18 protein-coding genes are annotated in these 21,218 nt (G+C 62.8%); 10 read left to right on the forward strand and 8 right to left on the reverse strand.

The features are described from left to right. Nucleotides 1-53 precede the first annotated feature (53 nt). Genes ACVNHC_RS09885 through ACVNHC_RS09895 form a run of 3 tightly spaced genes read left to right on the forward strand, consistent with a single transcriptional unit; the run spans nucleotide 54 to nucleotide 4,183 of the window. On the forward strand, nucleotides 54-2,285 hold the full coding sequence (locus tag ACVNHC_RS09885) for an ABC transporter permease (RefSeq protein WP_457167117.1): 2,232 nt from the start codon (nucleotides 54-56) through the stop codon (nucleotides 2,283-2,285). After that, entirely contained in the window at nucleotides 2,282-3,349 is a 1,068-nt protein-coding gene (locus tag ACVNHC_RS09890) for an ABC transporter ATP-binding protein (RefSeq protein WP_094463357.1), read from the forward strand. Before ACVNHC_RS09885 ends, ACVNHC_RS09890 begins: the two co-directional genes overlap by 4 nt. Before the next feature lie 30 nt (nucleotides 3,350-3,379). Beyond that, nucleotides 3,380-4,183, forward strand: a complete 804-nt coding sequence (locus tag ACVNHC_RS09895) for an inositol monophosphatase family protein (RefSeq protein WP_457167118.1) — start codon at nucleotides 3,380-3,382, stop codon at nucleotides 4,181-4,183. 253 nt (nucleotides 4,184-4,436) lie between these two features. Here ACVNHC_RS09895 and uxuA read toward each other — a convergent pair whose 3' ends face one another. The 3 genes from uxuA to ACVNHC_RS09910 form a co-directional block, all read right to left on the reverse strand. After that, entirely contained in the window at nucleotides 4,437-5,597 is a 1,161-nt protein-coding gene (gene uxuA, locus ACVNHC_RS09900; protein ID WP_457167119.1) for a mannonate dehydratase, read from the reverse strand. Between the two features lie 161 nt (nucleotides 5,598-5,758). Beyond that, a complete protein-coding gene (locus ACVNHC_RS09905) occupies nucleotides 5,759-6,508 on the reverse strand; it encodes an FCD domain-containing protein (protein ID WP_457167120.1) in 750 nt (249 codons plus the stop codon). A 184-nt stretch (nucleotides 6,509-6,692) separates the two neighbouring features. Next, nucleotides 6,693-7,673, reverse strand: coding sequence for a TRAP transporter substrate-binding protein (locus ACVNHC_RS09910; RefSeq protein ID WP_186391251.1), 981 nt, complete (start codon nucleotides 7,671-7,673; stop codon nucleotides 6,693-6,695). 468 nt (nucleotides 7,674-8,141) lie between these two features. On the opposite strand from ACVNHC_RS09910, the gene ACVNHC_RS09915 reads away from it, so the two are divergent. Genes ACVNHC_RS09915 through ACVNHC_RS09925 form a run of 3 tightly spaced genes read left to right on the forward strand, consistent with a single transcriptional unit; the run spans nucleotide 8,142 to nucleotide 12,419 of the window. Further along, nucleotides 8,142-8,675: a TRAP transporter small permease gene (locus ACVNHC_RS09915; RefSeq protein WP_050474589.1), complete on the forward strand. Its 534-nt coding sequence runs from the start codon at nucleotides 8,142-8,144 to the stop codon at nucleotides 8,673-8,675. A gap of 6 nt (nucleotides 8,676-8,681) precedes the next feature. Beyond that, a complete protein-coding gene (locus tag ACVNHC_RS09920) occupies nucleotides 8,682-9,995 on the forward strand; it encodes a TRAP transporter large permease (RefSeq protein ID WP_050474588.1) in 1,314 nt (437 codons plus the stop codon). A gap of 15 nt (nucleotides 9,996-10,010) precedes the next feature. Beyond that, on the forward strand, nucleotides 10,011-12,419 hold the full coding sequence (locus tag ACVNHC_RS09925; protein WP_457167121.1) for a TIM-barrel domain-containing protein: 2,409 nt from the start codon (nucleotides 10,011-10,013) through the stop codon (nucleotides 12,417-12,419). Nucleotides 12,420-12,627: 208 nt separating this feature from the next. On the opposite strand, the gene ACVNHC_RS09930 is transcribed toward ACVNHC_RS09925, so the two are convergent. After that, nucleotides 12,628-13,806 (reverse strand): DUF1501 domain-containing protein, encoded by a 1,179-nt coding sequence (locus ACVNHC_RS09930; RefSeq protein ID WP_457167122.1) that lies wholly within the window; start codon nucleotides 13,804-13,806, stop codon nucleotides 12,628-12,630. A 4-nt stretch (nucleotides 13,807-13,810) separates the two neighbouring features. Further along, nucleotides 13,811-15,334, reverse strand: coding sequence for a DUF1800 domain-containing protein (locus tag ACVNHC_RS09935; protein WP_457167123.1), 1,524 nt, complete (start codon nucleotides 15,332-15,334; stop codon nucleotides 13,811-13,813). Between the two features lie 273 nt (nucleotides 15,335-15,607). On the opposite strand from ACVNHC_RS09935, the gene ACVNHC_RS09940 reads away from it, so the two are divergent. From ACVNHC_RS09940 to ACVNHC_RS09950, 3 genes are read left to right on the forward strand one after another with little or no spacing between them, the layout of a single operon-like run. Continuing rightward, entirely contained in the window at nucleotides 15,608-16,624 is a 1,017-nt protein-coding gene (locus tag ACVNHC_RS09940) for an ABC transporter substrate-binding protein (RefSeq protein WP_457167124.1), read from the forward strand. A 29-nt stretch (nucleotides 16,625-16,653) separates the two neighbouring features. After that, nucleotides 16,654-17,661 carry a FecCD family ABC transporter permease gene (locus ACVNHC_RS09945; RefSeq protein ID WP_457167370.1) on the forward strand — a complete coding sequence of 336 codons (1,008 nt, stop codon included), beginning with the start codon at nucleotides 16,654-16,656 and terminating at the stop codon, nucleotides 17,659-17,661. Further along, complete coding sequence (locus ACVNHC_RS09950) at nucleotides 17,658-18,419, forward strand: ABC transporter ATP-binding protein (protein ID WP_123194880.1); 762 nt, start codon at nucleotides 17,658-17,660, stop codon at nucleotides 18,417-18,419. Before ACVNHC_RS09945 ends, ACVNHC_RS09950 begins: the two co-directional genes overlap by 4 nt. Nucleotides 18,420-18,559: 140 nt before the next feature. Here ACVNHC_RS09950 and ACVNHC_RS09955 read toward each other — a convergent pair whose 3' ends face one another. Both ACVNHC_RS09955 and ACVNHC_RS09960 read right to left on the reverse strand, forming a co-directional pair. Continuing rightward, on the reverse strand, nucleotides 18,560-18,940 hold the full coding sequence (locus tag ACVNHC_RS09955; protein ID WP_457167125.1) for a hypothetical protein: 381 nt from the start codon (nucleotides 18,938-18,940) through the stop codon (nucleotides 18,560-18,562). A gap of 14 nt (nucleotides 18,941-18,954) precedes the next feature. Then, complete coding sequence (locus ACVNHC_RS09960) at nucleotides 18,955-19,353, reverse strand: hypothetical protein (RefSeq protein ID WP_457167126.1); 399 nt, start codon at nucleotides 19,351-19,353, stop codon at nucleotides 18,955-18,957. 206 nt (nucleotides 19,354-19,559) lie between these two features. Between ACVNHC_RS09960 and ACVNHC_RS09965 the strand changes: the two genes are divergently transcribed. Next, entirely contained in the window at nucleotides 19,560-20,180 is a 621-nt protein-coding gene (locus ACVNHC_RS09965) for a hypothetical protein (protein ID WP_457167127.1), read from the forward strand. A gap of 232 nt (nucleotides 20,181-20,412) precedes the next feature. Here the strand turns inward: ACVNHC_RS09965 and ACVNHC_RS09970 are convergent, their stop codons facing one another. Beyond that, complete coding sequence (locus tag ACVNHC_RS09970) at nucleotides 20,413-21,216, reverse strand: hypothetical protein (protein ID WP_457167128.1); 804 nt, start codon at nucleotides 21,214-21,216, stop codon at nucleotides 20,413-20,415. Nucleotides 21,217-21,218 lie beyond the last annotated feature (2 nt).

The following is a 21,218-nucleotide window of genomic DNA, read 5'->3' on the forward strand; positions in this document are numbered from 1 at the left end:
CGCCCGGGTGCTGCTTCCGGCATTCCTTCCCGCTTAAACAACAGGCAGTTTCCATGCAGACGAGCAACCGGCGACTGGACTTGCTTCTGGCCCTCGGCGCCGCCGCCCTGATCCTCGTGCCCTGGTACAGGGTCGAAGGCGGCTTCTTCGGCCTGGGCTGGGTGTCCAGCTTTCTCTCCACCCCTGATCTGGAACCAGGCCTGCTGCAGGCAGCAGCCAACGGCCGCCCCTGGGTTTTCGCGGCCATCGCGCTGTTTGCAGCAGGCGGCGCATCGCGCCTGATGAGCGCCCAGCCCGCCCGCGGCCGCCTTCTGGCGGCGGCAGGAGCCGCCGGGGTGCTGTTCATGAGCCTGCAAGGGCTCGCCATCGGTTTCACGGGCTGGAACTGGACCATCAGCGAAACGCTCTTCGGCGCGCTCTCCACCGGCCAGCCCGCCATGGGCGCCGGGGCCATCACGCTCACCGCCGTCTTCGTCCTGATGTTCGCCTTCGGCTGCGCCGAACTTGGGGCCATGAAAGGCGACGCCTTCATCGCCGGGGCCATTTCGCTGCTGGTGTTTCTTGTCGCGGTCTTCGTCTTCTATCCCATCGGCAGCATGTTTGCCGGGTCGGTGCAGGACTTCGACGGCTCGTTCAAGCCGGACGGCTTCCTGCGCAACGTGGTGGACCCCAGCATCTGGAGCCTTTCCTGCCTGACCGGAGACGGCCGCTGCGGCGTTGCCTGGCGCACCTTCTGGCTGGCCATCATGACGGGCCTTGGCTCCACGCTGCTTGGCCTTGCCTTTGCGCTGGTCGCCACCCGCACGCGCTTCCCGCTGAAGAAGGGCCTGCGCCTCATCACGGTACTGCCGATCATCACCCCGCCCTTCGTCATCGGCCTTGCGCTGGTGCTGCTGTTCGGCCGCTCCGGCATTGTCACACAAGGCCTGTCGGATCTCTTCGGCATCGAGCCGGGCCGCTGGCTCTATGGCCTCACCGGCATCTGGATCGCGCAGGTACTGTCCTTCACGCCCATCGCCTTCCTCGTGCTCATCGGCGTGGTGGAAGGGGTCAGCCCCTCGCTGGAAGAAGCCTCGCAAACCCTCAAGGCCGACCGCTGGCGCACCTTCTGGCATGTGTCCCTGCCCCTGATGAAGCCGGGCCTCGCCAATGCCTTCCTCATCGGTTTCATCGAAAGCATGGCCGATTTCGGCAACCCGCTCGTGCTCGGCGGCAGCCATGGCGTGCTCTCGACCGAAATTTTCTTCGCCGTCGTCGGCTCGCAGAATGATCCCTCACGCGCTGCCGTGCTGGCGATGATCCTGCTTGGCTTCACCCTCACGGCCTTCCTTGCCCAGCGGTTCTGGCTGAAGGGCAAGAACTTCGCCACCGTCACCGGCAAGGGCGACAGCGGTTCGCACATTCCCCTGCCGAAGAGCGTTTCGCGCGTGGTCTATGCCATCGTGCTGCCGTGGATGGCCTTCACGCTGGTCATTTACGGGATGATCGTTTTTGGCGGCTTCGTGAAGACTTGGGGTCTCGACCACACGCTGACCCTTGCCCACTATGCCAAGGCCTTCTCGGTCAGCTTCGACGGCGTCAGCTTCGCCTGGACGGGCGTTGCGTGGAACTCCTTCTGGACAACCATCAAGATCGCCCTGCTGGCGGCTCCTCTGACGGCGGCTGTCGGCCTGCTGACGGCCTATATCATCGTCCGGCAGAAATTCGTGGGCCAGAATGCCTTCGAATTCGCGCTGATGATGAGCTTTGCCATCCCCGGCACGGTCATCGGCATCAGCTACATCATGGCCTTCAACCTGCCGCCGCTGGAAATGACCGGCTCGGCGCTGATCCTCATCGCCTGCTTCGTCTTCCGCAACATGCCCGTGGGCGTGCGTGGCGGCATTGCGGCCATGAGCCAGCTGGACAAGAGCCTTGACGAGGCCTCCCTGACGTTGCGGGCCACCAGCGCCCGGACCCTGCGCAAGGTGATCCTGCCGCTGCTGCGCCCGGCCATCACCGCTGCGCTGGTCTATTCCTTCGTGCGGGCCATCACCTCCATCAGCGCGGTGATCTTCCTCGTCAGCGCGGAATACAACATGGCCACGTCCTACATCGTCGGCCTCGTCGAAAACGGAGAGTACGGCGTCGCCATCGCCTATTCCACGATGCTCATCGCCGTGATGATCACGGTCATCGCCGGGTTCCAGTTCCTGGTCGGCGAACGGCGCCTGCGCCGCGAGAACCGGGTTTCCGGCCTTGCACAAACCTCCGAACTCAAGCCCGCTCAGGAGAAAACCGCATGACATCCCACAAGCCCGGCTCCGTGGTCTTCGAGCATGTGCGCAAGGACTTCGGCACTTTCACCGCCGTTCCCGATCTGTCGCTGACGATCGAACCAGGAACCCTCGTCACCCTGCTCGGCCCTTCCGGCTGCGGCAAGACCACCACCTTGCGCATGCTGGCGGGGCTGGAGCACCCGACCGGGGGCAAGATCTTCATCGGCGGCAAAGACGTGACCATGCTGCCAGCACACGCCCGCGACGTGTCGATGGTGTTCCAGTCCTATGCCCTCTTCCCGCACATGAGCGCCTTGGAGAACGTGGCCTATGGCCTTGAATCCTCCGGCCTCAAGGGCAAGCAGGCCCGCGAGCGCGCCGAAGAGGGACTGGCCCAGGTCGGCCTTGCCGGCATGGGGCACCGGCTGCCGGCGGAACTCTCCGGCGGCCAGCAGCAGCGTGTTGCCGTGGCCCGTGCGCTGGTGCTGGAGCCGCAGGTCCTGCTTCTGGACGAGCCCCTGTCCAACCTCGACGCCCGCCTGCGCCGCCGGGTGCGCACCGAGATCCGCGAATTGCAGCAGCGCCTCGGCTTCACCGCCGTCTATGTGACGCATGATCAGGACGAGGCGCTGGCCGTGTCGGACACGATCATCGTCATGAAGGATGGCCGCATCGCCCAGTCCGGTGCCCCGCGGGAGCTTTACGAGGCGCCCGCCTCCAGCTTCATCGCCGATTTCATGGGCGAGGCCAACGTGCTGCCCTGCGAGGTGATCGAGACCGATGGCACCAGCGCCCGCGTCCGCCTTGGCCCGCTGGAGCATCAGCTTCCCGCCACTGGCGCCAGAACCGGCAGCGCGCAGCTCGCCATCCGCCCCGGCGCAGTAAGCCTTGCTGCCGGAGAAGCCGCACCGGGCAGCCTCGCCGGACGTATTCTCACCTCGGCCTATCTCGGCGACCATGCCGAATATGAAGTGGAAACCGTTGCCGGGACGCTGTTTGTGGTAGACCATGAAACCCCATCCCCCCTGCCCGCCCGCACGGATGTAACCATCCGCCTGCGCCAGCGCGGCATCGCCCTCATCGCAGCCTGATCCCGCCAGTTAAAGGACACAGTCCCCGAAATGACCGCAGACCTGCATTCCGCCGCCATCGCCGCCCGCTCCGATCTGGCCAAGGCGATCGCAACAGAAGCCGCCGCCCTTGCGCTCGATTATTTCAACCGGCGCGAAACGCTGGTGATCGAGACCAAGGCGAACCTTCAGGACGTCGTCTCCATCGCCGACCGCAATGTCGAAAAGCTCATTCGCGAAAAGGTCGCTGCCGCCTTCCCCGATGACGGTTTCCTCGGCGAGGAATACGGCCAGACGGGCGGCACCTCGCCCTACACATGGGTGGTGGACCCGATCGACGGCACGGCGCCCTTCGTCAACGGCCTGCCCACATGGTGCGTCTCCATCGCCGTTGCCCGGGAGAGTGAGCCGGTCATCGGCGTCATTCTCGCCCCCGTGTTGCAGGAGACTTTTGCCGCCGCCGAAGGCCATGGCGCGACGCTCAACGGCAAGCCGCTGAAGCTTGATCCGTCCCGCACCATGCAGAACGGCCTCACCGGCATCAGCAGCAACAGCCATGTGACGCCCGAGCGCACCGGTGCAATCGTCACGGCGCTGACGGCAAGGGGCGGCAACATGATCCGCAACGGCTCGGGCGCCCTGATGCTGGCCTATGTTTCGGCCGGCCGGCTCGTCGGCTTTTACGAGCCCTACATGCACGCCTGGGACTGCATGGCCGGCTTCTGCCTCGTCAAGGAAGCCGGCGGCTTCCACGAACCCTTCCCCGCCACCGCCTTCGGCCTCGGCAAGGGCGCCCCTGTCATCGCAGCAGGACCGGGAGCGAAAGACGACATCTGGGCGCTGGCACAGGTGTGAGTTAGGCTTTCACAACACGTCCAAAAACTTCCGTCATGCCATGACTTGATCATGGCATCCATTCCATTACAAAAGACCCGAAATTACCTTGTCAGACAGACAGATTACTCTCACTTATCAAGTCTGAATCAAACGGGGTGGATGCCATGATCAAGTCATAGCATGACGAAGTACTAAATACCTACATCAACCTCCAAACACAAAGGCCGGGCATCGCTGCCCGGCCTTTGACGTTCATGATCTGACGCAGCGGTCAGATGAAGGCGCGGATGGCGCGTTCGACGCCGCGCAACTCGGCAAGGCCGCGCAGGCGGCCGATGGCCGGGTAGCCGGGGTTGGAGGTCTTGCGCAGGTCATCCAGCAACTGGTGCCCATGGTCCGGACGCATCGGCAGCTCGATGCCCCGGCGGCGCTCGGCCAGAAGCACGGCCTTGATCACCGCAACCATGTCCACGTCGCCATCAAGGTGAGCGGCTTCATGGAAGCTGCGCGGATCGGCCTCGCGCTTGGTGGCACGCAGATGCAGGAAATGCACCCGGTCCGCATGGGTTTCGAACATCTCGACCAGATTGTTGTCCGGCCGCACGCCATAGGAGCCGGTGCAGAAGGTGAAGCCGTTAGCGGGGCTGTCCACCATTTCCACAATCGCCTTCATGTCGGCAGCGGTGGAGACCACGCGCGGCAGGCCGAACAGCGGGCGCGGCGGATCATCGGGATGGATGGCGAGCACGACGCCCTCCTTCTCGGCCACCGGAATCACGATCTTCAGGAAGGCGGCAAGGTTGGCGCGCAGGCGCTCCGCATCAACTTCGGCATAGGTGGCGAGGCGGGCGCGGAAGCTGTCGAGCGAATAGCTCTCCTCCGCGCCGGGCAGGCCGGCGATGATGTTGGCCATCAGCTTGGCCACGTCAGCTTCGCTCATGGCCGCATGGGCGGCGCGGGCCTGGTCGATCTCCTGCGCGCTGTACTCAGCCTCGGCGCCTTCACGCTTCAGGATGAACAGGTCAAAGGCGGCGAAGGCATCGGCATCAAAGCGCAGGCAGCGGGCGCCGTCCGGCAGCTCATAGGCCAGATCCGTGCGGGTCCAGTCGATCACCGGCATGAAGTTGTAGCAGATGATCCGGACGCCGCAGCGGGCGAGGTTCACCATGCTCTCCACCCAGGCTTCGGCGTAACGCTCCCAGCCCGGCGCGGCGGTCTTGATGTCCTCATGGACCGGAATGCTCTCGACCACGGACCATGTGAGGCCAGCCGCCTCGATCACCGCCTTGCGCTCGAGAATGCGCTCCACCGGCCAGACCGTGCCATTGGGCTGGTCATGCAGGGCGGAGACGATGCCGGTGGCACCAGCCTGACGGATATCGGCGAGCGAGACGGGATCGGCCGGGCCGAACCAGCGCCATGTCTGTTCCATGATGGGGCTCCTCAATTGGAGGCGGTTGGGGACTTGGGAGGGAAAGCCGGAACGGCCAGCCCCTGCTCAATCCTGCGGGCGGGCCAGGTTCCGGCGGAAACTCGGTTCAGCGGGCAAATGCCCTTCGTCAGTGCTCCACTCATTCCCCGCAGAGCCCGCCTTCAGGAGACGGCAGCTGCCGCGGGGCGGCTGTCGAACAGATAGCCGTCAAACTGCGGGTCATCCACGTCGGACAGTTCCATCAGGGTCTGGCGCACGTTTTCAAGGTGCTGCCACATCGCCTGCCGGGCTGCGCGCGGGTCGCGGCACTGCAGGGCGGTGAGGATCGCCTGATGATCCTCCAGCCAGCGGTGCCGGTAGGTCCGGTCGAAGATGCGCGCATGCAGGCGGGCCCACATGGGGCTCTGCTCGCGCTTGCGCCACAACTCGTCGATCATGTCGACCAGCACGCTGTTCTGGGTGGCTTCGGCAATGAGATGGTGGAACAGCTCATCGCCAGAATAGTCACCCGTGTCCTCTGCGATGGCCCGGCGCTCCATCTCCATCGCCTCGCGCAGGCGCAGGATGTCGGCCTTGGTCACCGTGGTGGCTGCAAAGGCGGCGATGGAGCTTTCCAGCACCTGCCGCGCCTGCAGCAATTCGAAAGGGCCGATGTCTCCGCGCGTGCCGGTGTCGTCACCGGCGGGCACCTTCACCACATAGGTGCCGGAGCCCTTGCGCACATCGACAAGCCCTTCGATTTCGAGCCTCAGGATCGCCTCGCGCACGATGGAGCGCGAAACACCCAGCTCGTCAGAAATCTGCCGCTCGGGCTTCATGCGGTCGCCGGGCTGATAGTTGCCTTCGGCCAGATCCCGCCGCAGGGCCTCCGCCACCTCCTCGTAGCGCCGCCTGCCGGATGCCTCGATCATCTTCGTCCTCCATCCGGCGTCAGGACCCGTTCATGTGGCCCCTCTCCTCCTGCCGGTCTGTCTCATCCCTCAAGTGTCCGGCAAACCGCCACCTTGCGTCAATTGCACGATGCAGCGTATCTGCCCACCTTCCCCCTGAAACATAAGAGGAATCCGGGTGCAGAACACCCGGATTCCGGTTGTCTTACTCGCCAGCGGCCTGAATGCGCTTGATGAGGTCGGCAACGCGCGGAGACTTGGCGGCAGCTTCCTCGATCATCGGCTTCACGGCTTCAGCAAACGGAGCCTTGTCGACGGTCACGAACTTCACGCCCATTTCCTTCTCGGCCTGCACCTTGCCGGCGGCAACCTGCTCGTTCCAGCTGGCGCGGTGCAGATCCATGGACTCATGGGCAGCCTGCTTCAGGGCAGCCTTTTCCTCGTCGGACAGGGTATCCCAGGTCTGGGTGGAGACCAGCACCACGGACGGAACCATGGTGTGCTCGTCCTCGGAGAAGATCTTGGCGACTTCACCATGGCGGGCGGTGGTCAGAGCCAGCGGGTTGTTCTCAGCGCCGTCAACCACGCCCTGCTGCAGCGCGCTGTACAGCTCGCCATAGGCAATCGGGGTCGGGCTTGCGCCCATCAGCTCGACCATGCGGATGGCGGTCGGGCTCGGCTGCACGCGGATCTTCATGCCCTTCAGGTCGGCCGGGGACTTGATTTCCTTGTTGGCATAGAAGGAGCGCGCGCCTTCCACGTAATAGGCGATGCCAACGAAACCCTTGTCCTTCGAAGCTTCGAGAATGTCGGTGCCGATCTCGCCGGAGAACACCTTGTAGGCGTGCTCTTCGTCCTTGAACAGGAACGGCAGGTTCAGCGGCGTGTAGGATTCGTCGAAGGCTTCCAGCTCGCTGGCGTTGGAACGGGCCATGTCGAGCGAACCGTTCTGCAGCATTTCCATGGATTCGCGCTGGTTGCCCAGCTGCGCATTCGCATAGATGCGGATCTTCAGGCTGCCGCTGGTCAGTTCATCGACGCGCTTGGCCATGAATTCCATCGACTTGTGCAGCGGATGGTCTTCCGGGTTGTTGTGGTTGAGCTTCAGGGTGCGGGCGTCGGCGGTTGCGGAAAAAGCCAGCAGGGCTGCACCAGCCAGAGCGCCGAGACGATAGGTCATACGCATGTCAAATTACCTCCCGATGATACTTCAGGATGCGCGCGGCGAGGAACCTCCCCCTGCCGGCCACATCGGAAACCGGCGGCACCCTCCGACCAGATTGGTTGATCAAAAAGGCCCGGCGCGCGACCAGAAATTTCGTCAAAGCACCGCCTTTGTCAACCGGTTTTGGAAATTGGTTGACCAATTCCCGGAAATAGGTTTTCTCTGACCAGCCGGTTAAGGAGGCAATCCGCCTCATTTTCCGGCATTGTCTGGGGGCTTCAACACCGGGACAGTTGTCAGCAAAGGCGGCCCAACCGCCATACCGAACCGCAGCATGCCCCTGCCCAACGAGGCACCGGCTGCTGCCAAGACATGCGGACAACCGGTGCAGCAGACCGGCAGACCAAGATTGAAAGGCAGGCCGGGACACAAAAGGTCCCGGGAGGAAACCGGGGCAGGCTGCCTGCCCCACGAGGAGGACATGCAGCCATGCATGCACTGAAAGCCCACGTTGACCGCGTGCTGGGCCTGTTCATCGCCGCGATGTTTGCCGTCATGACGGTTTGCGTCGTCTGGCAGGTGCTTTCCCGATACGTATTGCCGACCCCAAGCGTCGTCATGGAAAGCATCGCACGCGTTCTGTTCATCTGGGTCGGCCTGATCGGTGCGGCCTATACCCTGGGCCAGCGCAAGCATCTGGCAATCGACTTCCTGATCCAGATGTCATCCCGGAAAGCCGCCCGTAACCTGGCGCTGCTGGTCACGGCCCTGATCGCGGCCTTTGCCGCCATCGTGATGGTCAAGGGCGGCATGGCGCTTGTGCAGCGGACGCTCTCATCCGGCCAGATCGTTCCTGTCCTCAACATTCTGATGGGCTACGTCTACGCAGCCGTCCCCATTTCCGGCGGCCTGATGCTCTACTACTGCGCCGATTTCGCCGCAGGACTCATCACAGGCCGTTACGCCCCCGTTGAAGATCTCGACGCCGATGCCTCATCCGGCGCAGAACCGGGCAAAGGATAAGCGACGATGGAAACCGAAATGATGAGCGCCATCACCCTGTTTGGCGCATTCTTCCTGCTCATGTTCATCGGCGTTCCGATTGCCTTTTCAATCGGCATCTCGACGGTCCTGACCTTCACCCTGTTCCTGACCTACGACCAGTCGATCAACAACACGGCGCAGCAGCTGGCCTCGGGCCTCGATACATTCACGCTCCTGGCCGTGCCCTTCTTCATTCTGGCGGGCAACATCATGAACCGGGGCGGTATCGCCTTGCGTCTCATCGAGCTGGCCAAGGTTCTTGGCGGCCGCCTGCCGGGCTCGCTGGCCCACTGCAACGTGCTGGCCAACATGATGTTCGGCTCGATCTCCGGCTCGGCCGTGGCCGCAGCTGCTGCCGTTGGCGGCGTCATGGCCCCGCTGCAGAAGAAGGAAGGCTATGACCCGGCGTTTTCCGCTGCCGTCAACATTGCCTCCTGCCCGACCGGCCTGCTGATTCCGCCCTCCACCACCTTCATCGTCTTCTCGCTGATTTCCGGCGGCACCTCGATTGCGGCGCTGTTCGTCGCAGGCTACGTGCCGGGCATCCTCATGGGGCTCGGCATCATGCTCGTGGCCGGCATCGTGGCGAAGAAGCGCGGCTATCCGGTCGCCCCGCGCCCGAGCTGGAAGGAAGTGATCCGGAAGACCGGCGATGCACTGCTTCCGCTTGGCCTGATCATTGTCATCATGGGCGGCATCATCAAGGGCATCTTCACCCCCACGGAGGCGTCGGCCGTCGCTGTGGTCTACACGCTGCTGCTGGCTCTCGTCTGGTACCGGGAAATCAGCATCCGCGACCTGCCGGGGATCATGATCGATTCCGCCGTCACCACGTCCATCGTGCTGCTGATGGTCGGCTGCTCGATCGCCATGTCCCGCGTCATGGCCTTTGCCGACATTCCCTACACCATCTCCGACCTGCTGCTGTCCCTGTCCGAGAACCCTCTGGTGCTGCTGCTGATCATCAACATCGCCCTGCTGGTCGTCGGCATGTTCATGGACATGACGCCCGCACTGCTGATCTTCACGCCCATCTTCCTGCCGGTGGTGAAGGATCTGGGCATGGACCCGGTCCACTTCGGCGTGATGATGACCTTCAACCTCTGCCTTGGCATCTGCACCCCGCCCGTCGGCTCTGCATTGTTCGTCGGCTGCTCCGTGGCCAAGGTCTCGATCGCCCGCGTCCTGCGCCCGCTGCTGCCGATGATGGCCATGCAGTTCGCCGTGCTGCTGCTGATCACCTATGTTCCGGACCTGAGCCTGGCGTTGCCGCGCCTGCTGCTGGGTTATGGCGGCTGACGCTGGAGACAAGTCATGAAGACGCTTGAGACATTCACCCTCACCCGTTCCATCGAGGCCGGCATCGAGCTGGCCATCGAAGGCCGCCACGTGATGACCGTGGAAGTGCTGGAAGACGCCCTGTTCCGCGTGCAGCTGCGCAAGAACGGAGACTTCCGCCTGGGCCGCAGCTGGACCGTGGCGCCCAAGCCCGAAGGCACGGCCACCCCTTGCGAAACCCCGTGGGAAGGCCGCTCGCGGCGTGATCTTTCGGGCTTCTCCTGCCCGGCCTTCAAGCTGACCAACAATGGCGAGGCCGGCATCGTCCTGACGACGGACAAGCTCCGCCTCACCATCACGAAGCCGCTCACCTTCGTCTGGGAAGCGAAGCAGGCCGATGGCAGCTTCCTCGTCTTTGCCGAAGACCGCCCGACCGGCGCCTATCTGCTGGACGTGAAGTCCCACGCCCATGCCCATTTCCTGCTGCGCAAGACCGGCGAGCGGGTCTACGGCCTTGGCGAAAAGGCAGGTGATGTGGAACGCTCCGGCCGCCGCTTCGAGATGCGCAACCTCGATGCCATGGGCTATGACGCCCGCTCGACGGACCCGCTCTACAAGCACTGGCCCTTCAGCGTCACCCGCACGGCCTCGGCCGGTGCCTTTGGCGTCTTCTACGACAACCTTGCAGGCAGCTGGTTCGATCTCGGCAACGAGCTGGACAACTACCACAAGCCCTACCGCGCCTACCGCGCCGAAGACGGCGACCTCGACTATTACATGAGCTGGGGCGCCTCGGTTCTGGATGTGGTCAAGGCCAATGTCCGCCTCACCGGCGGCACCGCCTTCCCGCCGCTGTGGACCATCGGCTACTCCGGCTCGACGATGCATTACACCGATGCAGAGAACGCGCAGGAGCAGCTGGAAGGTTTCGTCCGGCTGGTGGAAGAGCACGACATTCCCTGTGACAGCTTCCAGCTTTCCTCGGGCTACACCTCCATTGGCCTGAAGCGCTACGTCTTCAACTGGAACACGGCCAAGGTGCCGGACCCGGCGGGCATGTCGGCGAAATTTGCCTCCGCCGGCCTGCATCTGGCGGCCAACATCAAGCCCTGCCTGCTGCAGGACCACCCGATGTTCGCCGATGTGACAGCGAAGAAGCTGTTCGTTCTCGACAGCGAGAGCGACACGCCCGCCCGTTCGGTGTTCTGGGATGACGAGGGCGCGCACCTCGACTTCACCAACCCGGAGACCATCGCCTGGTGGCAGCAGAACGTGACCGAGAAACTGCTCGGCTACGGCATCAACTCCACCTGGAACGACAACAACGAATACGAGATCTGGGACAGCCACGCCCGCTGCAACGGCTTCGGCGAGACCATCGACATCGGCCTCATCCGTCCGCTGATGCCGGTGCTGATGACCCGCGCCAGCTACGAGGCACAGGTGCGCCACCAGCCGGATGTGCGGCCCTATCTCATCTCCCGTTCCGGCGCGCCGGGGCTGCAGCGCTACGCCCAGACCTGGTCCGGCGACAACCGCACCGCCTGGGAAACCGTGCGCTACAACACCCGCATGGGCCTCGGCATGTCGCTCTCCGGCCTCTACAACATCGGCCATGACGTGGGCGGCTTTGCCGGTCCGCGTCCCGAGCCGGAGCTGTTTGTCCGCTGGGTGCAGAACGGCATCTTCCATCCGCGCTTCACCATCCATTCCTGGAACGACGACCGCACGGTCAACGAGCCCTGGATGTTCCCGGAAGTGACGGACCACATCCGCGAGGCGATCAAGTTCCGCTACCGCCTGCTGCCGTACCTTTACACGGTGCTGCATGCGGCAGTGACGGCCGACGAGCCGATGCTTCGCCCCACCTTCCTCGACCACGAGAGCGATGCACGCACCTTCGCCGAAAGCGACGAGTTCCTGATCGGCCGTGACCTGCTGGTGGCGAGCGTCATGGACAAGGGCGCCGCATCGCGCACGCTCTATCTGCCGGAAAACGGCACCGGCTGGTGGAACTTCTGGACCGGCGAGTGGCATGCAGGCGGTCAGGAACTCACCCTGCCCGTCACGCTTGGCTCCATGCCGCTGTTCGTGCGTGCAGGCAGCGTGCTGCCGCTGGCCGAAGGCCTCACCCGCGCCGACAGCCGCAAGGACACGGCCCGCACCCTCGCCATCTTCCCGGCACAAGGAGCAGCTTCCAGCGTCAGTCATGAATATGCGGACGACGGCTTTGCCGCCAACGCGCTGGACGGCAACCATGCCCTGATCCGCATGGAACTGACCAGCGATGCAGACAGCATCAGCCTCACCCTCTCCCGCACGGGCGCCTATGCCCCGGCGTGGACAGAGGCCAAGGTGATCCTGCCGGCCGGTGAAACGCGCAAGCTGACCGTCAATGGCGTTGCAGCGGCAAACGGCGCCACGGTCACCGTTCCGGCCACCTGACATCAAAGGCGTGCGGCAGCGCCCGCCACAAGAACCCCGGCGGTCCGAGGACCGCCACAACAAGAAGAGCACGGGCACCGGCCAAGCCGTCAAGCCCGGGCCTTTTTCAAAGTCCTCCCAAGACGCACCTTGGCGCGGATGACCCCGGTCATCCGCGCTTTCTTTTTGTCCGGGGCGTTATGCCTCGGCTCACCTGCAGGAATTGCCCTCAGGTGAACCGCGGCTTTCCGGAGAAATCGAGGCCGGGGAAGACGGTGTCCGTCAGCGCGGAAGCCTTGAGACCGAACTGACTGGCGAGCAGAGCAGCCGCCACGGCGCGCACGTCCCCGGTGGGGTTGAGATCCCGGTCATCCAGCAGATCGCCATCCCCAAGCCCCGGCCAGCGGCCATAAACCTTGCCGCCGCGAATGGCTCCGCCCGCAATGACGCAGCAGCCACCGGTGCCGTGATCCGTCCCGTCATTGGCATTCTGACGCACGGTGCGGCCGAATTCGGTCATCGCCACCACCGCCGTCTTCGCCCAGACCTTCGGCCCCATCTCGTCGCGCAGGGACAGGATAGCGGTGGAGAGATCCTTCACCGCACTGGCAAACTCCTTTTCCTGCTGCACATGCGTGTCCCAGCCGGTGATGGAAAAGCTGGCGATGCGGTATTCGTCCTTCAACAGGGCGCCCGCCATGCGCGCTACATGGGCAACGCTGCCGTTGCGCTTTTCATTGGCGTAGAGGGCATCGGTGAAACTGTCGATGCCAACCGCCTGCTTCAGGGCCTCTGAAAAGGCCCGGTCGCCTTTGTAAAGCTCTGCCAGAAAGCTCAGCTCATCCTGTCCCAATGCAATGTCCGAACGCGGTGACCAGACATCCGCCGGATTGGCGCCGGAAAGAATGACCTCTTGCGCGGTGCTGACGCTGATCGCCTTCAGAGGCTGGCCGGTGAGGGACAGGGTACGGTTGAGCCATCCCCCTGTTTTCGCAGCTCCCTCCGTTCCTCCCGCCTCCAGAATGTCCTGTCCGTCGAAGTGGCTGCGGATGTTGCGGTAGGGAGTGGAGACCGCATGCACGAAGGCCAGCTCCCCCGCCTTCCACAGTGGCAGCAGGGGGCTCGCTGCCGGATGCAGGCCAAAAAAATCATCCAGCGGAATGAGCCTGGTGGCGGACGCCTCCACCAGCTTGGGCCGGAGACCGGCAAAACCCTTGTCGCCCACCGGCTGCACCAGATCCAGTCCATCCATGGCGCCGCGCAGGATGATGGCCGCGAACCGGTTGTCCCCCGGCATGGCAGCGAGCGCCAGCGGCGTGAAGAGAGGCGCGGCCGCAGCACAACAGGCCGAAGCCAGAAATCCGCGCCGGGTCATGCCAGAAAGCGTATCGGTCAGCTTGCCAGCCATCGGATCATCTCCTGTTGAATTCGGGGGACACCAGCGCGAGCATCAGCCCCGCCTCGCGGCTGGGCGCGCGGGAGACGAGGCGCACCGTGTCGTCCCGCGCCAGATCGGCCAGCACGTCACGGGCAAAGTTGCGCGGGTCCGGCTTGCCGGGAGTGCGCCGGACCAGCTGCCGCGCCCATTCGATGCGCGCCGAAAGCTGCGCCGGATTGAACCAATAGGCATTGGTGTCCTTGAAGCCGGCCGCATCACTCGGGCGCCAGACCGGTTCGCCCAGCCCCGCAATCATCTGCGCAGCCTGCCGGGCGAGCGAGCGCTTGGCCTTGGGGCGGGCCTTCCTGTCATCGCCCTCCATGCCCTTGCCCTCCATGCCCTTGCGGTTCTCATCATCATCAGCCTCCGCCATCGCCAGCCGCTGCGGCTTTCCGTCCGGCAGGTCAAAGCCCCCGCGCGGCTGATCATCATCGTTGAACAGATCCTCGGGCTGCGTCAGGCCTGCGGCCCGCAAGGTGGAGACGACATAATCAAAGGGCTTCTTGAACTTCTGCCCCGGCTCTTCCCAGGCAGCCTTGCTCTGCAGCATGGCCCGGTAGACGGCCGTCAGGTCCCCGTCCTTCGCCTTCCAGGCCTTCACCATGGCGGCGATGGTACCCTGATCCGGGGTCTCGCTGATGAAATGCGTAAAAAGCTGCGTGCTGACATGGCGCATGGTGCGCTCATCCGAAGCCAGATCCTCCAGCACGGCTTCAGAAATGTCGAAGACGCCTTCACCGCGTTCGTAAGTCTTGCCGAGAACCTTGAACCTGCCCGGCTCCGCCCTGTTGCGGTCAAAACCGGCCTGAACCTCTTCCCGGTTGAACACGAGGCCGGTCAGCAGCAACGCCAGCTGGCGCACATCCGCCTGGCTGTAACCGGAGTTGACGCCGAGCGTGTGCAACTCCATCACCTCGCGGCCGAAGTTCTCGTTCACGCCGCCGCCCCGCTTCTGCGCCTGCCGCGAGTTCGGCCCCATGGATTGCGCCTGATCCAGAAACACCAGCATCGCCGGGTGCAGCGACACCGCCTTCAGCAGGTCCGCAAAGCGGCCGGACAGATTGGGACGGATCGCCTCTGCCTCATAGAGCGGCACGATCAGCCGCATCTCCGTCGACTTGCTGGCGCTGACGGTAAAATGATTGAGCCAGAAGCTGGCCAGCCGCTCCTGAAAGCCGAAGGGAGAGCCTGCGGCCTGGGCGATCCGGCCCGAAACATCGGCGTCGAGCCGCGCAGACGCGTCCCGGTTCAGCGCCTTTTCCCGCTCTCCCAGTGCCTCGCCGTCTTTCATGCGCTGCGTCAGATCCTGGCGCACCAACCGGTACTCCCGGATGCGCCTTTTGCGCGTCTCAACCCCTTCCCGGGGAAACAGAAGCTTTGCGTTCCCGGCCTTGCGCAACTGTTCCAGCAGCGCGTCCGGATCGCCCTCCGGTGCCTCGCCCGGTGTCAGGCCAAATCCGAAGCGCACCCCGGCAACCACCGCCCGTGAAACCGTCATGCCCGCTCCTTGTTCATGCCTCCGGCCCGCCGCCGCGCAGCCGCAACAGGCGCAAATGAGACGCCGCCAATGCGGTGAAACCAAGAACCGGTTAAGCCTCTGCACGCACGATCCTTTTGCCGGACCGGCAGGACAGAAACGGCGAAATTGGGGCAGCTGAAGATTCCGTGGAAGCGTTTTTCCGCCGCCTGAAATATGAGTTTCAGAGTCTTGTTTACTTCAGCACGCACAGTTATAAGGCGCCAGCTTCAACAGCTTGGCCGGAACACCCCCATGAAATCTCTTCTGATCGCCTCGAGCGTCATCGCTTCCCTTGCCGCGGCGGTAACGGCAGCCTCCGCCGCACAGACCCAGTATCCGCTGACCATCGAGAACTGCGGCGTGCCGGTCACCTTCACCAAGGCGCCGGAGCGGGCCATCGGCCTTGGCCAGAACAGCGCGGAAATCCTGCTGCTGCTCGGCCTTGAGGACAAGATGGCCGGCACGGCTTTCTGGCCCAGCAAGGTGATGCCGCAGCTGGCTGATGCCAATGCCAAGGTGAAGCTGCTGACGGTTGAGTTCCCCACCTTCGAATCCATCCTCGCCGAAAACCCGGATTTTGTCGCAGCCGCCCTGCCCAGCCTGCTTCGCCCGGACAGCAAGGTTGCCAAGCGCGAAGACTTCGAAAAGGTCGGCATTCCGGCCTATCTGTCGCCGGGCACCTGCCTGAAGACCGAAGGCGGCAAGGACGTTTACGGCAGCCGTGACAAGCTGTGGAACATGGATGTCCTGTTCCAGGAAATTGACGAGCTGTCGCAGATCTTCGACGTGGCAGACCGTGGCCAGGCGCTGATCGCCGACCTGAAGTCCCGCGAGGCAGCCCTGCGCTCCTCCGTCAGCACCAGCGGCGAAAAGCTGTCCTATGTCTTCTGGTTCTCCAGCCAGTCCCCCACGGCAGATGCCTATGTCGGCGGCAAGTACAGCGCCTCGGGCTATATCGCCGATGTGCTCGGCGGCGAAAATGCGATCACGGCGGAAGCCGAATGGCCGACCATCGGCTGGGAAGGCATCATCGCAGCCAATCCGTCCGTCATCGTCGTCTCCCGCCTCGACCGCAACCGCTGGGAGCTCGACAAGGCTGAGGCCAAGATTGAATTCCTGACCACCGATTCCGCCACCAGCCAGATGCCGGCCGTGAAGAACAACGCCATCGTCGTCATGGACGGCCAGGCGATGAACCCGACCGTCCGCACCATCTATGGTGCCGAAGAGGTTGCCCAGCAGCTGAAAGAGCGCGGTCTGCTGAAGTGACATCGTCATCGCAGGCATTGCGTCAGGGCGTGACGGTTACCGCGGCAGTCTTCCTGTCGCTTCTGGTGGTGCTGTTCGCGGTAGCGGTCAGCGTTGGGATCGGCGATCTGCCGATCCCCGTGTCCACCACGTTCCTGGCGATCACCAACAAGCTCGGCTGGACGGCAGCCGGGCTTAACCGCATTCATGAGACGGTGATCTGGGATTACCGGCTCAGCCGTGCGCTGGTTGCCGCCTTCTGCGGCGCAGGCCTTGCCCTGTCCGGCGCGATCATGCAGTCGCTGCTGCGCAATCCGCTGGCCGAACCCTATGTGCTGGGCATTTCGGCGGGCGCCTCCACCGGTGCCGTGGGTGTGGTCATTCTGGGGCTCGGATCAGGAGCCGTCTCACTCTCCGCTGGCGCTTTTGCCGGTGCCTTTGCGGCCTTTCTCTTCGTCGCCCTGCTGTCGAACGGCACCAGAGGCGGTGCAGACCGCACCATTCTGGCCGGCGTTGCCGCCTCCCAGCTTTTCAACGCCGCCACTTCCTATGTCGTGACAACTTCGGGCAATGCCCAGCAGGCGCGCGACATCATGTTCTGGCTGCTGGGCAGCTTCGGCGGCGTGCGCTGGCCGGAATTTGCGCTCGTATCCATTGTCGTCGGCATTGGCCTCATCGTCTGCCTCGCCTATTCGCGCATTCTCGATGCCTTCGCCTTTGGTGATGAATCGGCCGCAGCGCTCGGCGTCAACGTCAGCCGCGCCCGCCTCAGCCTGTTCTGCCTGACGGCGCTTCTCACCGCCACCATCGTCAGCATGGTGGGCTCCATCGGCTTCGTCGGGCTTGTCATTCCCCATGCAGCCCGCTTCCTCGTAGGGCCGCTGCATATACGGCTGCTGCCGGCCTGCGCCATTGGCGGGGCCATCTTCATGGTGCTGGCGGACATTGCCTCGCGTCTGCTCATTCCGCAGCAGGTTCTGCCGATCGGCGTCGTGACGGCCCTTGTCGGCGTACCGGTCTTCTCCATCATCCTCTACCGTTTCCAGCGTGCATCATGAGCATCAGGTCTGAAAACATCGCCTGGAAGATTGGCGCCAAAACCGTTCTGGAGGATATTTCCTTCGAGGCAAGGCCCGGCGAAATGCTGGGCCTGCTGGGGCCGAATGGCTCCGGCAAGACCTCGCTGCTGCGCCTGCTGGCCGGGCTCAAGCAGCCGCATTCCGGCCGCGTGCTGCTGGAAGACCGGGACATTCAAAAGATTTCCCGCAAGACGGTGGCCCAGCGTGTGGCTTTCGTCGAACAGCACGCCACCACCAACGCCAATCTCAAGGTCGAGGATGTGGTCAAGCTCGGCCGCTTCCCGCACCGCTCCATGTTCTCCGGCTGGACAAAGGCCGATGAACACGCGGTGGAAGAGGCGCTGGAGCGCTCCGGCATGGCCTCCAAGCGGCACGAGCGCTGGCAGCATCTTTCGGGCGGCGAAAAGCAGCGCGCCCACATCGCCCGCGCCCTGGCCCAGAGCCCGCGCGAGCTAATCCTTGATGAGCCGACCAACCATCTGGACATCCAGCACCAGATCAGCCTGCTGAAGCTCATTGCAGGCCTGCCCGTCACCAGTATCATCGCGCTGCATGACCTCAACCACGCCGCCATGTTCTGCGACCGCATCATCGTGCTGGAACAGGGCCGCATCGTTGCCAATGGCACACCGGCAGAGATCCTGACCGAAGACCTGCTCCGCTGCGTCTTCTGCGTCAGAGCCCACGTCTGCCCCTCCGACCATCACAAAGGCCCGCATATCCAGTTTCTGAAGTGAGGCGGGGACGGGAGGAATGAGCGGGCTGTCGGGTGAAAGGCGTTTTGTGCATAAGCACGAACAGCTCGTGCCGAAATTATAAGATCCCGGGCCTTTGCCATGGGAAGCTGCGAAAAGTGCGTGCTTTGGTGCTGCGTAACTCAGTTTGGCAGTGGAATGGGCGCCTTCCGCCGTTCGCACCATGTGGCGATATCATCCGGATCAAACCGCTCGCACCCGTTCTCCTTTTCAATATGGAAATATTCCCACCCCGTCTCGGACAGTACATAGTAGCGGGTGCGATCGCTCCCCCGGAGCCAGAAACTCCCTGAGCCTGCATTGTCAACATCGGCCCGAAAGGTCCAGATGCTGCTTTCTGCCGGGATGAAATAGCTCCTGCGCCCTTCAAGCAGGCCCCATGCGTTCTGCGGAAGCCGGGTCGTCAGCATCAGAACAACCATCATCCCAAGAGCAGCCAAGATTACTCGTTTCACGTTGGGCGATACCCACGCTTGGCCGATTTTTCGAAAAAATCTGCTCATCCAGACGCATTTCATCAAGCTGAAGGAGGCGGCATGTCACGCCAGGCGATGACAGCAGTGCCGGCAGAACCTTCCCAAAAGGCCTTGAAGATCAAGATCACATCCTCGATGAACAAGATCTCTTCAGGCTCCGCCTCAAGCTTCCCACCACCAAACACAAGGGTTTGAGATCCCTCATAAGGAACTTTTGTCCGCTCATAGCGGGCCCGCATCTGCTTGCCGGTTCCGGCAGACCTCTGCTCGACAACGCATGTCAGCCTCCCCCCGGCAACCTGCACGTAGGATCCATCCTCTTTCGTCAGAATTGCAAAAGACGCAGGCCCGTAACTCTTCAGGGAGCGCAGCACCTTCTCCACCGGAGCGAAGTCCTGCACCTGAACCGGCTTCTTTCCTTCGATCTCAAGCAGCAGCATAGTGATGGGCTCCAATCGTCCCCGCATCCCCGCCTCTCATGCAGAAAGGCGCAGCCCCTTGCTGGCACCGGCAATTTGGATGGCTTGGTTCCTTTCCTTGTATAATCAGCACAGATCACTCACGAAAGATGGAATACAGCCCGCCATATCTGAACCCTCATGTCCCGCAGGATGCCATTTCAGAGCTGTCCTCCTGAGGAAGTGCAATGAGTGATGAGCTGTTCAAGCAAATCCGGACTGCGGCCAAGGGCAGTGGCTGGTCCGTCAAACGCGACGTTCTGATAAAACGCGCCGGGGATCATGTCCTTGCTGTTCATCCGCGCCGGGGGAGACAAGATATCCTCGAGTTCCGGGCCAAGCCGGCCGCCTGGGACCATCTGCTCTGGTCGATCCTGCAAATCGAAGCAAATATGAAGCAGCCCTCCAGCTTCCATTTCACCGGCGCCTTCATTTGCGACACGCCCGCCTTGCTGCAGGAGGCTGTAAAACCTCAGGCACCCCCGCTGGAACTGGCGCAGCAAATGCTCCAACTGGCGGGGTGGGGACTGCAAATGGCAGACGCCTGGCAAAGATACGATCTGCTTCAAGCCATAGACACCGAGCAGCCAAAGCAGCCATACCGCTACCACATCACCCGTGTTGTAGAACGGATCTGGTCAGGCGACCGCCAGAGGGCACATGAAATTTGCGCCGCTGCGCAAGCTGGTGCGCTGGATGCAAGGCACGCGTTCTCTGCTACGGACAAACTGACACCGGCAGACGTAGAAGGCCGCCGTCCAAGCCTGAGCTTCTTTCAGCTCGCGCAACTTTGGCTGAGCCGGAATTGAGCCGCTATCGCAAAGCTGGTCCTGCAAGGGCAGTCTGAGCGGCATCAACCGGCGCCCCCGTTTCAGCCCCCCGCACCGCACCCGGAAAAACGAAAGGAGAGACGCCGACAACCCAAGCAGAGCAGGCTTCCCTGCGACAAGAAACCCGCGCCGCCTGAACCCGCTTCAAAACGCGGCACTGTCAGTGGGAATACCGTCTTTGTACAGTCTGGCAAGATAATTCCAGCCAGGGCTATGCTGCCATCCAATCAGTGGCCCCGGCCAATCTCAATTTGTCACGTATCTCAAGCGCAGATGAAAGCGCCGCTTCTCGGGCTTGACTGTCCTTGAACACGAGTGGTGTGTCGCCAATCTTGATCAGGAGACCTTTGCGATAAGGGGATACCCGGGAGTCAGCCGCCAGAGCCTCAACAACCTTGGGGCTGCGCACATACGAACGCCAACCAATGGGACTGTTGATATCAATCCCCCATTCAGTCACATCCAAGACGAAAGCCGACGAGTACACCGAGCAAAAACAGGGGTCAAAAAAGTCGACGAGATACTCAAAAATCGCTTCCGGCTGTTCAAATTCCTCCGACATCGCCCACACCCCGTTTTCTTCGATGTATGGGGTGTAAAATGGGACCCGTATATTCACGCCGCTGTTGCAAGATCCATCAGAAGAACCCATGCAGATATTGATGGTAACAGAAGTTCTCTTATTTTTCTTCCGAGGATAGTCGCTGAACTCTGCGCGCATTCCATAAACCGTTCGCGAGTCGTGCCGAATACGCATGGCTTCTGGCTCAGATTCACTAAAAAAACGAACCTCCTTATCATCCAAAGCCTGAAACAGCACCTCATCAAAATCAGACAAATCTGCGGCTATCGGCATATGAGCCTGACGTTTCGACTTCCCGGAAACATCAAAAGGTGGCTCCCACGGAGCAACACGCTCAAGCCCAACAAGGAAGTCACGCATCACATCGGCCACTTCCTGCGCAGTCATCGACTTGCTTTTCCAAGCCGCACTAAAAACCAGAGCATCTTGCATAG

The organism is Pannonibacter sp. Q-1 (assembly GCF_054073275.1).

What these genes read in the sequence shown, in the direction of transcription:
- ACVNHC_RS09885 (WP_457167117.1), top strand. Translation starts at nt 54, where the DNA reads ATGCAGACGAGCAACCGGCGACTGGACTTGCTTCTGGCCCTCGGCGCC.
- ACVNHC_RS09890 (WP_094463357.1), top strand. Translation starts at nt 2,282, where the DNA reads ATGACATCCCACAAGCCCGGCTCCGTGGTCTTCGAGCATGTGCGCAAG.
- ACVNHC_RS09895 (WP_457167118.1), top strand. Translation starts at nt 3,380, where the DNA reads ATGACCGCAGACCTGCATTCCGCCGCCATCGCCGCCCGCTCCGATCTG.
- uxuA (WP_457167119.1), bottom strand. Translation starts at nt 5,597, where the DNA reads ATGGAACAGACATGGCGCTGGTTCGGCCCGGCCGATCCCGTCTCGCTC.
- ACVNHC_RS09905 (WP_457167120.1), bottom strand. Translation starts at nt 6,508, where the DNA reads ATGATCGAGGCATCCGGCAGGCGGCGCTACGAGGAGGTGGCGGAGGCC.
- ACVNHC_RS09910 (WP_186391251.1), bottom strand. Translation starts at nt 7,673, where the DNA reads ATGCGTATGACCTATCGTCTCGGCGCTCTGGCTGGTGCAGCCCTGCTG.
- ACVNHC_RS09915 (WP_050474589.1), top strand. Translation starts at nt 8,142, where the DNA reads ATGCATGCACTGAAAGCCCACGTTGACCGCGTGCTGGGCCTGTTCATC.
- ACVNHC_RS09920 (WP_050474588.1), top strand. Translation starts at nt 8,682, where the DNA reads ATGGAAACCGAAATGATGAGCGCCATCACCCTGTTTGGCGCATTCTTC.
- ACVNHC_RS09925 (WP_457167121.1), top strand. Translation starts at nt 10,011, where the DNA reads ATGAAGACGCTTGAGACATTCACCCTCACCCGTTCCATCGAGGCCGGC.
- ACVNHC_RS09930 (WP_457167122.1), bottom strand. Translation starts at nt 13,806, where the DNA reads ATGGCTGGCAAGCTGACCGATACGCTTTCTGGCATGACCCGGCGCGGA.
- ACVNHC_RS09935 (WP_457167123.1), bottom strand. Translation starts at nt 15,334, where the DNA reads ATGACGGTTTCACGGGCGGTGGTTGCCGGGGTGCGCTTCGGATTTGGC.
- ACVNHC_RS09940 (WP_457167124.1), top strand. Translation starts at nt 15,608, where the DNA reads ATGAAATCTCTTCTGATCGCCTCGAGCGTCATCGCTTCCCTTGCCGCG.
- ACVNHC_RS09950 (WP_123194880.1), top strand. Translation starts at nt 17,658, where the DNA reads ATGAGCATCAGGTCTGAAAACATCGCCTGGAAGATTGGCGCCAAAACC.
- ACVNHC_RS09955 (WP_457167125.1), bottom strand. Translation starts at nt 18,940, where the DNA reads ATGAGCAGATTTTTTCGAAAAATCGGCCAAGCGTGGGTATCGCCCAAC.
- ACVNHC_RS09960 (WP_457167126.1), bottom strand. Translation starts at nt 19,353, where the DNA reads ATGCTGCTGCTTGAGATCGAAGGAAAGAAGCCGGTTCAGGTGCAGGAC.
- ACVNHC_RS09965 (WP_457167127.1), top strand. Translation starts at nt 19,560, where the DNA reads ATGAGTGATGAGCTGTTCAAGCAAATCCGGACTGCGGCCAAGGGCAGT.
- ACVNHC_RS09970 (WP_457167128.1), bottom strand. Translation starts at nt 21,216, where the DNA reads ATGCAAGATGCTCTGGTTTTTAGTGCGGCTTGGAAAAGCAAGTCGATG.